Below are 14205 nucleotides of genomic sequence, written 5' to 3' on the forward strand. Positions count from 1 at the left end.
AGGACTTATTGTATGTGTTATCTATACAAACGTATAGATAATATGGCAATTTAACCAATGATAGTATAGATTATCTTAGTCTGTTATATATTTATCTATATCAATGTTAAAAAAATCTATACTTTTCTATGACTAAGCTGGGATATTATTTAGGACAGCGTTCGGTAAATAAGGCGGAAGTAGCCAGAAGAACAGGGCTTACGCGGGCGAGAATGAATGAGCTCACCTTAACGGAAACATCAAAACTCAGGGCAGAAGAACTTTATTTGATCGCGCTGGCGATCAACGTGAAACCGGGGGAGATGCTGGAGGAGATGTATCGCGACCTGACATTGATAACAGGAAGTTAAACGGGATTAACATGCGTAAAAATTCAGCCCTTATTATTCTTGTTTACATTACCCTGGGTGTAATCTGGTTAAATCTGGGCAGTCACTGGATCGAAAGACTGGATAAGGATACGCCTGGAGAAGACATGAGTTTTCTGTACGATTATAAGAATATTATTTTTCTGATCGTTTCGGGTGTGATCTTGTTCTTCCTGATAGAAATGTATCGCAGAAACCTTTCCAGCATGGAGAAAAGCTATAAACAGCTTTTTGAGGGGTCCATTGCGGCTATTTATGTGCTGGATCGGTCGACCTACCGCTTGCTGGAAGTCAATGAAATTATGGTCAGGAAATACGGCTATAGCAGAAAAGAATTGTTGGATATGACAGCGCTTGATTTGCGCCCGCCAGAAGAACAGGAGAAACTCAAAGAATACCTGGGTTCAGAACAGCCTGAAGGCCGGGCAACAGGAGTATGGCTTCATCAAAAGAAAAATGGAGAAGTTTTTCATATGCTGATTTCTCATCATCACACGGTTTATCAGGGGCAACCCGCTTTTACCGTCATCGCTATTGATATCGAAGTATATGTGAAGGCTGAAGAAAGGATAAAAGAATTGCTGGACGTATATGAAACGGTTACGAGTGTAACGAATGATGTGATCTGGGAATATTGCCCTCATACGGATAAGCTGCATTGGATGAACGGCTTTACGGAGATATTTGGTTATGAAGAAGCGCTTCGGGGAGATACCAGAGAATGGATTCTGAGTAAAATTCATCCGGAAGACAGAGAGAGGGTTGAGCAGAGTATGGAGGAATCACTGGCGCAGCTCAGCAATTCCTGGCGATGCGAATACCAGTTGCAATGTGCGGACGGAACTTATAAATATGTTTCCAATCAGGCGTTTATTTTATTGGACAAAAACGGACAGGCAGAAAAAATGGTGGGCGCATTAAGGGATATCACTGTCCGGAAAAATTATGAACAACGCCTGCTGCTTAAAAACCAGATGCTTAAAGATATTGCCTGGAATAACTCGCATGAACTCCGTAGACCAGTAAGTAACATTTCCGGTATCCTGGATTTGATGAAAGCAGATGCGGAACGTAATCAGACCGATCTTTCTCTACTGGAGATGCTGGAACGCTCGGCAGCTGAGCTGGATGAAATCATCACCAAGATAAACGATTCTACAAAGAATGTTGACTTGAAAAACTAATCTTATTTTTTTTCTTAATAAGATTATCGTAGCAATTACACTCCATTTTACAATCTGTGGCAAAATTGTTGCTAGTACAAAGCCTGGGTTCCACTTAAAAACAATTGAAAATGATCAAAAGAATACATGTACTTGAAGATGATGAAGATATCAGATATATTATTGGTGTTTTACTTAAAGATGAAGGTTATGAATTGCAGCTTTCGTCTACTTTTGCTGAACTAAAAGATAAATTAAAAGATTCCGTGCCTGATTTATTCATTTTGGATGTCATGTTACCTGATGGAGATGGTGCTGAAATCTGTAAGGATTTAAAAACAGACCTTTTTACCAAACATATTCCGATTATTGTGATGTCCGCAAATGATCAGAATAAAGAGCTGAGTATTACCGCAGGTGCTGATGATTATATCAGCAAACCATTTGATATCGATTATATTGTTAAAAGAATTAGAAAGCTGCTGGAAAAATAACCTGTTTTCTAGTCTGTTAATCAAGCCATTTCTGAGCAAACAGCCTCATTAGCTGTGAATTCAGGAATGGCTTTTTTTTGCGGGTAGTTTTACAGACAGGTATAAAAAGGAAACAGGGATAAACCTTGGAGAGGTATCCCTGTTAATTGATGGTTGGCCCACCACAGACCAACCTAAACCAAACAAACTATGACTATAACGGACTTCATTATAAGAAAGTTTCAATGAATTGAAATTAAACATTACTATGACAATTGGGGACTTATATGTCGTGGTAAAATCTATTTATCATAGGAAGATTTTTTTTAGCCCATATGGATAATGTGGTTCTGAATTTCTCTCAAAAGATTTGTAATTTAAAATACTATGCTTACATTTACATAACTGATTATGTAATTAGTTAAGATATGGAATTATTCGAAAAAACAGGTAAGATGGCTTTGGGAAGCCGCCTACGTTTATTTACTGCAAGGATTACGGACGATGCTGCCAGAATTTATGAGTGGTATCAGATTAACTTTACACCGAAGTGGTTCCCTGTATTCTTTGTGCTGGCAGAGGGCGAAGAAAAAACCATTACGGAAATTGCCGTTGAAATCGGTCATTCGCAGCCTTCGGTCAGTAAGATTGTCAAAGAAATGATTGCGGCCGGACTGGTAAAAGAAAACCAGAAATCTGTAGATAAGCGTCGCAATGTGATCGCTCTATCCAGAAAGGGTAAATCTATCGCCGAACGACTTAACGAGCAGTGTGTAGATGTTGATGCTGCAATAGAAAGTGTCATTTCAGAAGCCCGTCACAATCTTTGGGAAGCATTGGCCGAATGGGAATACCTGCTGGATCAGAAATCTTTGCTGAAAAGGGTGCAGGAGCAGTGCAAATTGAGAGAAAGTAAAAACGTGCAGATTGTCGAGTATCAGGATCAATATCAGGAAGCGTTTAAAGCACTGAACGAACAATGGATCTCCACTTACTTTGAAATAGAAGCAGCTGACAGCAAAGCACTGGACAATCCGAAATCATACATTCTTGATAAAGGCGGGAAAATCTTTGTGGCCCTCTACAATGATCAGGCTGTCGGCGTATGCGCTTTGATAAAAATGAACGATCCGGATTATCAATATGAAATGGCTAAGATGGCTGTTTCTCCTGATGTACAGGGGAAAAGCATAGGCTGGCTGCTCGGTCAGGCAATCGTGGCTGAAGCAAAGAAACTCGGTGCATCAAAGCTGTACCTGGAGAGCAATACTTTGTTAAAACCTGCGATCAACCTATATCATAAACTAGGCTTCAAAAAAGTTGTGGGACGGTCGACCCCATATGCCCGTTGTAATATCCAGATGGAATTGGTATTCAATAGTTGATGAATTACTTCTCTTTTCTATTTTGTTATGAGTTAAGATTTTTTAGCTTTATCCACTTAATATTCGAAAGGGGGAATTTTGGAAGATTCAATTAAAGGGATAGTACCGCATGTGTTGAGCTTTGCGATCAATGAATTTTGTAAAAATGGTTTTCTTCTTGCTTACGAAAAGGAGCTTTCAGATCTTAAGGGCTTAGTGGATGCAGATTCTAATTCCGACTATGATTATGAACTGCTCAGAACAGTAGATGATGAAGTGGTTAAGCTGCTGCTGACTTCCGTAGATAAGGCGCTTCAATGTTTAAGTACCTATTTCATGATCAATAACATGGATGAGATGGAGATCTTTGGAAACGAAGAATATAACCTGCTGGCCTCGGATAATTACTATTGTTATCTTATGGACTGGGGAAGTCAGACTTACACTGATTTGGTGGATAGCCTGCCTTCGGTTTATCTTTCCATGGCGCAGATGTTATACCATACCAGCTGTCAGCTTGAGCTGATGGTAATTGATGTTCCTGATGAGACCTATGATGAGTTTCATGATCGGTATTATGAGATTCTGGACCAGAAGCTGCATGCTGACGATAAGAACGTAGCATTACTTTATGACCTGATGATTGAGCTGAATGAAGATCTGTTGGAAATTAGCCGCTTATCTTAATGCGTTGGTGTAGCGTTCCTTTTTACAGTGATATTATTATATTTGGCAAGTAAAATACCTAAAAGAAATGTCAGATCAGAAAAAAGAAATATTCGATGGCGTAGCTCAGCGCTTAAAAATTGAAGGATTTAATGTGGTTAACCGCGACGAAACCCGCCCATGGGGAGGTTTTTTTGTTATCGATGAAGACCAGGCGCAGCAGTTTGCCAATGTTTATTTTGATGGATTAAATGTTGATGAACTAAAGATATCAGGTAAATTAAGCCCTAAAATATTGATTGTAGCCCCTAAAACACGCCTTTCGTGGCAGTATCACCACCGTCGTGCAGAAATATGGAGAGTGGTAAATGGTACAGTAGGCGTAAGTACAAGTGAAACAGATGAACAAGGTGATGTTCAGCAACTGGCTCCGGCACAAACGATCAGGTTAAAACAAGGTGAAAGACACCGTCTGATTGGTCTGGATGATTGGGGAATCGTTTCTGAAATCTGGCAGCATACTGATCCAACAAACCCATCCGATGAAAGTGATATCGTAAGGGTACAGGACGACTTCGGCAGATAATTCGAAATAATCTATGATATAATCCCGTATAAGTAAAACTTTTACGGGATTTTTTTTGTTATTTTTGCAGCCCAAACATCCGTAGCAATCTAATAGCCGTACGTATACAAACAAATATGATTATTCTAGTTTTCTTTCTTTTACATTGGTTCCTCTCTCTATTTTCACAAACTTTCTTTTTGCATCGTTATGCATCTCATAAAATGTTCAAAATGAATGGTTTTTGGGAGAAATTTTTCTATGCCATTACTTTCTTGTCTCAGGGTTCCTCTTTTTTAAATCCAAGGGCATATGCCATTTTACATCGGATGCACCACGCTTTCAGTGACACAGAAAAAGATCCGCATTCTCCGCATTTTGTAAAAGACGTTTGGGGAATGATGATTAAAACAAAAAATATTTATCTCAATTACTCAAAGTATAATGTAGAGCCTGAAGAACAATTCAGAGATAAATACCCCTCATGGCCAATTATCGATAGAATCGGGGATTCCTGGATCACCAGGATGGTATTCATCAGTTTCTATGTATGGTTTTATGTGACATTTGCTACCGCATGGTGGATGTTCTTATTGTTGCCAATTCACTTTTTAATGGGCCCTATTCATGGTGCCATTGTGAACTGGTGCGGGCATAAATATGGATATTCAAATCACGATAACGATGACCATAGCAAGAATTCTTTACCATTGGACTTTCTGATGCTGGGAGAGTTGTTTCAGAATAATCATCATAAAAAGCCGAATAATCCAAATTTCGCGTCGAGGTGGTTTGAGTTTGATCCTACTTATCCGGTGATGAGGGTGATGCATTGGTTGCGCATTATTAGGATAAGAAAGGTGTAAAAGAAAAAACTGCATCACTCTTCGAAGGCTGAAATCTTTTGCCCTGAAGGGGGCAAAATTTTCTATGCCTTCTCTGAGGAAGCAGTTTTTATCCGGAGCAGAATCCAGCTATCGTAAACAGTGGGATCTTTTCCTTCTTTATTTTTTTCTTTTTTCTTTTTTTTAGGCTTGACTTATGCCTTATTCAACGGGAGTCAGGTATTGAGTAAAGGAATATCCTTGTTCTCCCTGGTCAGTTTTGATTAACCACCATTGATCGTTTTCCTTGCCCACCAGGGTAACCACTTCATGTCTGGCTGCTTTTCCAACAATATCATCATTGGTGCTTGGGCCTTTACGGATGTTCAGGTTTGAGCTGTTGGTGGTTACTTTAAGTTTGCTGCCCTCAACTACTCCAGCTACGCTGTTGATGTTCATCACCACATCACCCGAAGCATAATTGGGATCAAGGCGTTCATAGGTATCCCAGAGTTGTTGTTTTACTGCACCACTTGAAGCACCATCGATGTATAAGACACCATCTTGCTCACGTACATTTAATTCATTTACGCCGGCAGCAGTTGCAGCGTCTATTAGTTCTTTATATTTTTCTTGTAAAGCCATCTTTATGTTCCTCCTGAATTATTTAATAACCAATTGATTGTCTACCTTTTTAGGTTTCAAAGCATTTAATGCGATCATCAGTTTTTGTAGATTGGCTTTTTGGAGTTCTCCTTTTAAAGTCACTACACCATCTGCAACGGTTGCAGTTACGGTTGGGAAATCTTTTGTTGCATCTTTTACTGCAATAGCTAATGGGCTGTCTGCAGCAATTTCAACATTGGCAACTGCGATAGTCAGGTTGTTGACCACAGAGGTTACTCCGGGAACCGCCGCTGCAGCCTTGCCTAATTCTTCTTTGGTCGCTTCATCAGGAACCTGTCCGGAAAGTGTAGCCACTCCCTTTTCAACAGTTACACCAGAAGCCGTCAGCTTTGGATTTGCCTGTATTGCTGTTTCAACAGCAGTTTTCAGGTCTGCATCTTTCGGTTTGTTTTTGCATCCGGTAACTGTAGCACCCATAAAGGCTACAATCATTACAAGAGCCATCATTTTGCTCATTAAGTTTTTCATTTTGATAGATTTTGTTTTTAACTATATACAAGATATAGAAAATACTTAACGTCTGAGGTTAAAAAAAGTTTAACAAAAAAGTTTTTTTGATACTCTTTTTAAGGGGAAACTTTTAAAGACATTTCCATATGCCTTTTTTGTTGAACCTGATTCCTTTAAATGATAAGATGACGAAAATAAAAATACGTCGATATCGGGCCCCATAAGCAGGGTTGCTTTTGGTTTGATCTGACTCTTTGAGGGGGTGTCGTATCCATAAAAAAAATCAAGTATGCTAAGAGAAGATCTAGAAAATTTTGCCCTTTTCAGGGCAAAAGATTTCCATCTTCGATTAGTATGCTTGATTTTTTTTATGGAGCAAAATTCCGCTCTCTTTTAACGCTCCCTTTTAAGAATTTGCGTTTTTGGGTTTACTACCTTTAGAGCTCCATCTGCGGCTTCCGCTATTTGGCGTTCTCTTGGCGCCGCTGAGGTTAGGTTCACGTTGACCTCCACCCTGACCATTACCTGCAGGTTTTCCATTTCCCCGGCTTCCTTGTCCGCGGGAGTTACCATGACCTCCTTTACCTTTTGGTTTTTCGGCTGCTGCACTCATCAAACTTTGCCAGCTCATGGCATAAGGATGATCTTCTGTTACCGGAATTTTCAATGCAATCAGTTTCTCAATATCATTGAGGAACTCTTTTTCTTCTGCATCGCAGAAAGAAAGTGCTGTTCCACTCAATCCTGCACGTCCTGTACGACCGATCCTATGAACATAAGTTTCAGGGATATTCGGCAATTCATAGTTGATCACATGGGCCAGTTCATCCACATCGATTCCACGTGCAGCAATATCAGTAGCTACAAGGATTCTTGTTGTTTTTGCTTTGAAATTGGTCAATGCTCTTTGTCTCGCATTTTGCGATTTATTTCCGTGGATTGCTTCCGCCCGGATTCCTACTTTGATCAGGTCTTTTACAATGCGGTCTGCACCATGTTTGGTCCTGGTAAATACCAATGCGGTTTCTATCGTTTTGTCTTCTAAGATGTGAATCAATAAGTTTTTCTTATCGTTCTTACTAACAAAATATAGCTCTTGTTTGATCTTCTCTGCTGTCGAAGAAACCGGGGTCACTTCTACTTTCAAAGGATTTGTTAAGATGGTATCTGCAAGTTTCTGAATTTCCTGAGGCATGGTTGCCGAGAAAAATAAAGTTTGTCTTTTTACAGGTAGCTTGGCAATCACCTTTTTAACATCGTGGATGAATCCCATATCCAGCATTCTGTCAGCCTCGTCCAGAACAAAGATTTCAATATCACGAAGGTTGATAAAACCCTGGTTCATTAAATCTAATAGTCGGCCTGGAGTGGCAACAAGGATGTCTACACCACGGTGAAGGGCATCAGTCTGTGCTTTCTGTCCAACTCCACCGAAAATCACCAGGTGACGGATCGGAAGGTTTTTTCCATATGCTTTAAAGCTCTCCTCAATTTGAATGGCCAGCTCGCGCGTTGGGGTCAAAACCAATGCTTTGATGGCTTTATGAACTTTAGTGTTGGTATGTGGCTTGCTGAGCAATTGAAGCATTGGGATGGCAAACGCCGCAGTTTTACCTGTACCGGTTTGTGCACATCCTAATAAGTCTCTGCCTTGAAGTATGGTTGGAATAGATTGTTCTTGTATGGGGGTCGGTTGTGTATAACCTTCTGCTTGCAGCGCTTTTAAAATGGGCTCAATCAGGTTTAATTCTTCGAATAACAATGTGTTTGTATTTTAATGTATAATAATGAAACGAAAGAATATCGTTCCGGCCAAAGATACATATAACTTTCGGCTTTTATGTGTTCCTGAAATTTATACTTAACTGTCTGTTAATTAGCTGGTTTATTTTCTTTGAACCGGCAGAAAAACAATAAAGCAAGCACACACAGGACAAAGCCTACTACTCCGTTTAACCGGAGGCCATAATCATGCCCCGGATCCTTGCCATAAACGGTCAGCATGGCAAAAATGGCAATGCCAAGGGTCTGGCCCAGCTTTACAAAGAGATATTTTACGGCAAAGAACATTCCTTCATGGTTTTCACCGGTTTCCAGCGTATCCTGTTGTGCAATATCTGCAAGGATAGCATTGGGTAAAATGCCCAGGGAAGCCAGTGGGAAGGATGCACAGATGACCAGGATGTACATTTGAAGGGTAGAAGAGAAGGGGAGTTTGCCCAGGAAAAAGATCGTGACAAATATCAGGCTCAGCACCGCAAAGGCCACGAGAACGAGCGGCTTTTTTCCGAACCTCCTGGAACCATAATTAATGAAAGGATAAAATGCCAGGGAAAGGATGACCATAATCCCCATAAACTTTCCGCCGTCAGAATCCGGAAGTCCAAGCAGTACGGTCACAAAGAAAAGCAATCCACTGGAAATGATACTCAAGGCAATGTAATAACTGAAGTCTGAAATCAGGTAATACTTGAAGTTGGCATTTCTAAAGGTATTTTTAATGGCAGGAAGCAGCGCAATATGGGTGGGCTTTGCTGCACTGAATTCCTTTTCGTCTATGGAGATAACCGGTAGGATCATCACCAGACCCGAGAAGATACTGAGGCCCCAGATGGTATATTGCAGGGCTTCTGCCCGATCGGTAATGTGGAAAAAATGCTGGATAAGATCTGCGTAATTGTTACAGAGTGCACCCAGGATCATTCCAAAAACAAAGCCCACCTGTTGGTAAGTGGACAACCGTACCTTTTGGGCAGGGCTATGTGTTAACTCCGCGAGCAAAGCATTATAGGGGATGATATAAGTGGTTACAGATATGAAAAAACCGGCAAGCACAATGGTTAGCCACCAGGCATTGGTTAAGCTTTCACCTTTTACCAGGGGATAGAAAACCAGGGAACAGCAGATCACCGCAGGTATGATGGCATATTTCATGATGGGAATCCGCCTGCCTTTTGGATTCTGACTGCTATCGCTCAGCGAAGCAATAAAAGGATCATAAATGGCATCGAACAACCTTCCCGAAGCTGCAATCAGAGAGAGGATATTGAAGGCTCCAAAAACCAGTAGCTGAGGTACAAGAGGAGATAAACCCGAATTGTTAGGAGGGAGGTAAAAATAGGGGAGCATCACAATGATGATATTGGTCATAATGCTCCAGCCCATCATTCCGGCAGCATAAGCGATTTCTTTTTTTAGGGGTAACTGTTTTATCGGCATTGGGGGTCAGTTCTTGTCATTTGGTTGTTCTTGTTGATGGCTAAAAAAGCGGTTGATGAAATAGATCAGGATAAAACCTGCAAATATCAGTAGGCCGTTTCTTCCTGCTTCCGGATCATTCGCGTAGATACTGATGCCTACAAAAGAGTAAGCAGCAATGAAAATCAAAGGAAGTAAGGGGTAGAGCTTCATGCTGTAGATCGTCTTTTTGTCCAGATGTGCAGTTCGTTTTCTGAGGAAAAAGATGGTGGCTGCAGAAGTTGCCATTCCAATACAATCTAAAAAGATAGTATAATTCAGGATCTTATCGAAGGTTTGTGCATAGAACAAAGTGAAGACAGAGATCACCGCAAAGACGGTAAGGCTCACAAACATCACTTCATTTTTTTTAGTTCTTTTTTTGAAAATTTTAGGCAAGGCGCCCTCTTCTCCCATCGCATACATGGCTCTGGGATTGCTCAGCAGATTCACATTAACATAACCCAGTACAGAAAAATAGATCAGACAGGAAAGAATGGTGAATCCTGCAGGCCCGAAAAGTTTTCCTGCAAGGATGGCCGCAATGCTTTCCGCAGTCTTCAGCTGCTCGAAACCTATGACTTTTACATAAGCATAGTTGATGGCCATATACAGCACAATAATGATGGCAAGGCCGGTCATGATGGCCCTCGGAATGACCCGGTTTGCTTCTTTGGTTTCTCCTCCAAAATTGATGGTCTGCTGGTATCCCCCAAAAGTAAAAGATACCGCAATGAGGCAAACGCCTAAAGCTTTTCCATAATCTGTCCAGCTTGGGGCAATACCGGTAGTAGTCTTAAACGCAGGAAGGCTGTTGCTCATACTTTCTGCTCCCGAACCAGTAAAAATAGCACAGATCAGAATGAGCACCATTCCTATTTTAATCATAGACAGTATGTTCTGTGTTTTTGAACTCACTTTGAGCCCCATCAGGTTCAACACATAGAATAACGCTATGGTGATGGCTGCGATAACAATTCTGTAGAACTCCGTTTGCAGTTCTATTGGAAGAATGATCTTACTGAAATATTCTGCTCCAATGAGAGAGACTCCGGCAACCGAAGCGGCATTGGAAACAACGATGATACAATTGATGGCAAAAGCAATGGAAGGATGATAGAATGCCGAGAAGATCTTATAATAACCGCCTGTTACCGGAAATCTGGATCCGATCTCGGCATAGGTCAGCGCCCCGCATAAGGCAACCAGTCCGCCAATAATCCATGCGGAGAAAAACAGCTCAGGTACTTGTGCTCCGGCAGCAACATTTACCGGAGTCCGGAATATGCCCATACCTATAACCAGGCTCACCACAATCATGGATAAGTCGAAGAGGGAGAGCTGTTTCTTATTAGACATAGGATCCGGGTTTTATTCTTTGAAGATACAGGAAAATGTGTATTTGTTGAAACTTTGTGGTTGATTCCCCGGCATATTAGCTTAAATTTGTAAATCTACTCACACATACATCATGGCTGAACCGAATTATAACGAAGATAGTATACGCTCGCTCGATTGGAAGGAACACATCAGATTGCGTCCCGGTATGTATATCGGTAAACTTGGCGATGGTTCTGCACAGGACGATGGGATTTATGTATTGCTTAAGGAGATTGTGGATAACTCTATTGATGAGTTTGTGATGGGCTCCGGACGTACCATAGAAATCACTGTTTCTGATCAGAAAGTAAATGTACGTGACTATGGTCGCGGAATTCCTTTGGGTAAAGTGATAGATTGTGTTTCTAAAATCAATACCGGTGGTAAATACGACAGCAATGCCTTCCAGAAATCTGTAGGTCTGAATGGAGTTGGTACAAAAGCCGTAAATGCTTTGTCTACCAGTTTCTCTGTGCAGTCGTACCGTGATAATAAAACTAAAAAAGTAGAATTCTCGAAAGGAGAGATTGTGATCGACAATCCGGTCATTGATACCACGCAACGCAATGGTACAGCCATTACGTTTTATCCGGATGAGAGTATTTTCAGAAACTACCATTATATCTCTGATTTTGTTGAAAGCATGATCTGGAACTATGTGTTCCTGAATGCGGGCTTAACCATCAACTTTAACGGCGAAAAGTATTTCTCTGAAAGGGGCTTGTACGACCTGTTGCATAAACATGCAGGAGCAGAAACCATACGCTACCCGATCATTCACCTGAAGGGGAATGATATTGAGATTGCGATGACCCATGGGCAGCAATATGGGGAAGATTACCATTCTTTTGTAAACGGTCAGCATACCACCCAGGGAGGTACACACCAGGCAGCCTTCAGAGAGGCGGTGGTGAAAACCATCCGTGAGTTTTATAAGAAAGAATATGATGCTGCCGATATTAGGGCATCTATTATTGCGGCCATCTCCGTGCGTGTTCAGGAACCTGTATTCGAGTCGCAGACCAAGACAAAACTCGGTTCACAGAATATGGGGCCGGATGGACCTTCTGTACGTACTTTCATAAACGATTTCGTCAAGAAAGAACTGGATGATTACCTGCACAAACATACGGATGTAGCAGATGCCTTATTGAAAAGGATACTTCAGTCAGAACGCGAACGTAAGGATATTGCCGGAATTAAAAAGCTGGCCAACGACAGGGCAAAAAAGGCTTCATTGCACAATAAGAAATTAAGGGACTGTAAGGTGCATTTCAACAGTACCCATGAAAAAAGATACGACACTACCTTATTCATTACCGAGGGAGATTCTGCTTCAGGATCCATTACCAAATCAAGAGATGTGGATTGTCAGGCGGTATTCAGCTTAAAAGGAAAACCTTTGAACTGTTATGAGCTGACAAAAAAAGTAGTGTATGAAAATGAAGAATTTAACCTGTTGCAACATGCTTTAAACATTGAGGATGGACTCGATGGATTGCATTATAACAACATTGTCATTGCTACAGATGCCGACGTGGATGGTATGCACATCCGTTTGCTGATGATGACCTTCTTTCTTCAGTTTTTTCCGGACCTGGTTCGTTCAGGGCATGTATATATTCTTCAGACCCCTTTATTCCGTGTTCGTAATAAGAAGGAGACGATTTATTGTTATAGCGATGATGAACGTAAGGCAGCGATTGCCAAACTGGGAAATAAACCGGAAATCACCAGGTTTAAAGGGTTGGGGGAAATTTCACCGGATGAGTTTGGATTATTTATTGGCAAAGACATCAGATTAGACCCTGTGATTCTGAAAGATCAGACGATTAAAGGTTTGCTGGAATACTATATGGGTAAAAATACGCCGGACAGACAGCAACACATCATCAGAAATTTAAGGGTTGAAAAAGACACGATAGAAGAGTTGGTCTCTGCAGATGAAAGTGCAGCTACGGCTGCGGTAAGCCATGATATCGTAGATGATGAAAGTATTGATGATGAATCTGTAATTGCGGAATCGGCTTAACCCTTTTCCGCATCGACATCTACCGTATCTTCAGGATGTTGTGGGGGCAGGACCTCAGCCTCACTCTCCACAACAATTGTTCTGGTTAGTACCGCATATTTACTTGGTGCGATTCCACGGTCATATTTCTCCGCATAAGCCTGGGTAAACTCTGCGCCAAAATAGAGGATAATGGCGGTATAATAGATCCACAGGAGAATCACAATAATTGATCCCGCTGCCCCGAAAGGAGAACCGGGATTTCCTTTTTCAATATAAATTCCAATCGCGTACTTACCGAGGCCAAACAACAGGGCAGTAAATAAGGCGCCTATAATTGCCGGCTTCCACCTGATCCTGACATCGGGCAATACTTTAAAGATTATGGTGAAAATGCAGGTCACCACTGCCAGTGTCAGTACATTGGTGACCACAAGCATCATGATTTCCGAGACTTCTTCCATCTGGATATATTGGGCTATTTTATTGCCCAGGCCCACTACAATACTATTGAGTACCAGTGAGACCAGGAGCAGGAAGCCTAAGGAGGCAATGAGAGAGAACGAAAGCAACCTGTTGGTGAGGAACTTTTTCCATCCTTTTTTAGGGACGGCTTTTACTTTCCAGATGAAGTTAATGCTGTCCTGGATTTCTATGAATATCGCAGTTGCTCCAATCACCAGGATGCTCACCCCAATCATCAGTCCGAAGGTACTTTTACCGGAATAATTGGCATTGTTGACAAAGCTTCTCAGCTGATTGGCAGCATCATTCCCTACCAGCTCACTGATCTCTCCAAAAAGCTTGGTATTGGGATCCATCTTATCTCCTAAGAATAATGTAGCCACAGAGATGATGATGATGATGAGGGGAGTGAGGGAGAATATAGTATAATAGGCAAGCGCTGCACTCAGTTTCATCACCCGGTCTTCAATGAAGCCTTTTCCGGCCGCAATAAAAAGATGACCGGTTGCTTTAAGAAAGCTGTATATTTTTTTTATAAAGTTCATAGCTAAT

14 protein-coding genes are annotated in these 14205 nt (G+C 41.3%); 8 read left to right on the plus strand and 6 right to left on the minus strand.

Going from position 1 to position 14205, the window contains the following annotated elements; genetic code table 11:
* Positions 1–128 precede the first annotated feature (128 nt).
* The 7 genes from BFS30_RS08840 to BFS30_RS08870 all read left to right on the plus strand — a co-directional run bounded on the left by BFS30_RS08840 (position 129) and on the right by BFS30_RS08870 (position 5465).
* The gene (locus BFS30_RS08840; RefSeq protein ID WP_069378948.1) at positions 129–350 is read left to right on the plus strand and encodes a helix-turn-helix domain-containing protein; all 222 of its coding nucleotides are present in this window, start codon (positions 129–131) and stop codon (positions 348–350) included.
* Positions 351–361: 11 nt separating this feature from the next.
* Positions 362–1552, plus strand: coding sequence for a PAS domain S-box protein (locus BFS30_RS08845; protein WP_069378949.1), 1191 nt, complete (start codon positions 362–364; stop codon positions 1550–1552).
* 110 nt (positions 1553–1662) lie between these two features.
* Complete coding sequence (locus BFS30_RS08850) at positions 1663–2025, plus strand: response regulator transcription factor (RefSeq protein WP_069378950.1); 363 nt, start codon at positions 1663–1665, stop codon at positions 2023–2025.
* A gap of 407 nt (positions 2026–2432) precedes the next feature.
* Positions 2433–3389, plus strand: a complete 957-nt coding sequence (locus tag BFS30_RS08855) for a bifunctional helix-turn-helix transcriptional regulator/GNAT family N-acetyltransferase (protein WP_069378951.1) — start codon at positions 2433–2435, stop codon at positions 3387–3389.
* 78 nt (positions 3390–3467) lie between these two features.
* Positions 3468–4055 carry a hypothetical protein gene (locus BFS30_RS08860; protein ID WP_069378952.1) on the plus strand — a complete coding sequence of 196 codons (588 nt, stop codon included), beginning with the start codon at positions 3468–3470 and terminating at the stop codon, positions 4053–4055.
* A gap of 67 nt (positions 4056–4122) precedes the next feature.
* Positions 4123–4620: a phosphoheptose isomerase gene (locus BFS30_RS08865; protein WP_069378953.1), complete on the plus strand. Its 498-nt coding sequence runs from the start codon at positions 4123–4125 to the stop codon at positions 4618–4620.
* 116 nt (positions 4621–4736) lie between these two features.
* Entirely contained in the window at positions 4737–5465 is a 729-nt protein-coding gene (locus BFS30_RS08870; RefSeq protein ID WP_069378954.1) for an acyl-CoA desaturase, read from the plus strand.
* Positions 5466–5645: 180 nt separating this feature from the next.
* Here the strand turns inward: BFS30_RS08870 and BFS30_RS08875 are convergent, their stop codons facing one another.
* The 5 genes from BFS30_RS08875 to BFS30_RS08895 form a co-directional block, all read right to left on the minus strand.
* Positions 5646–6068, minus strand: coding sequence for an SH3 domain-containing protein (locus BFS30_RS08875; RefSeq protein ID WP_069378955.1), 423 nt, complete (start codon positions 6066–6068; stop codon positions 5646–5648).
* Between the two features lie 18 nt (positions 6069–6086).
* Positions 6087–6578, minus strand: coding sequence for a BON domain-containing protein (locus BFS30_RS08880; RefSeq protein ID WP_083251997.1), 492 nt, complete (start codon positions 6576–6578; stop codon positions 6087–6089).
* Positions 6579–6966: 388 nt separating this feature from the next.
* Positions 6967–8322 carry a DEAD/DEAH box helicase gene (locus BFS30_RS08885; protein ID WP_069378956.1) on the minus strand — a complete coding sequence of 452 codons (1356 nt, stop codon included), beginning with the start codon at positions 8320–8322 and terminating at the stop codon, positions 6967–6969.
* Positions 8323–8432: 110 nt separating this feature from the next.
* Complete coding sequence (locus BFS30_RS08890; protein ID WP_069378957.1) at positions 8433–9779, minus strand: MFS transporter; 1347 nt, start codon at positions 9777–9779, stop codon at positions 8433–8435.
* Positions 9780–9785: 6 nt separating this feature from the next.
* The gene (locus BFS30_RS08895; RefSeq protein WP_069378958.1) at positions 9786–11156 is read right to left on the minus strand and encodes an APC family permease; all 1371 of its coding nucleotides are present in this window, start codon (positions 11154–11156) and stop codon (positions 9786–9788) included.
* Positions 11157–11268: 112 nt separating this feature from the next.
* On the opposite strand from BFS30_RS08895, the gene BFS30_RS08900 reads away from it, so the two are divergent.
* The gene (locus BFS30_RS08900; RefSeq protein WP_069378959.1) at positions 11269–13209 is read left to right on the plus strand and encodes a DNA topoisomerase IV subunit B; all 1941 of its coding nucleotides are present in this window, start codon (positions 11269–11271) and stop codon (positions 13207–13209) included.
* Here the strand turns inward: BFS30_RS08900 and BFS30_RS08905 are convergent.
* On the minus strand, positions 13206–14198 hold the full coding sequence (locus BFS30_RS08905; protein ID WP_069378960.1) for a YihY/virulence factor BrkB family protein: 993 nt from the start codon (positions 14196–14198) through the stop codon (positions 13206–13208). The genes BFS30_RS08900 and BFS30_RS08905 overlap by 4 nt on opposite strands.
* Between the last annotated feature and the right edge of the window lie 7 nt (positions 14199–14205).

The organism is Pedobacter steynii (genome assembly GCF_001721645.1).
In the GTDB taxonomy this organism is placed as follows: Bacteria; Bacteroidota; Bacteroidia; order Sphingobacteriales; family Sphingobacteriaceae; genus Pedobacter; species Pedobacter steynii_A.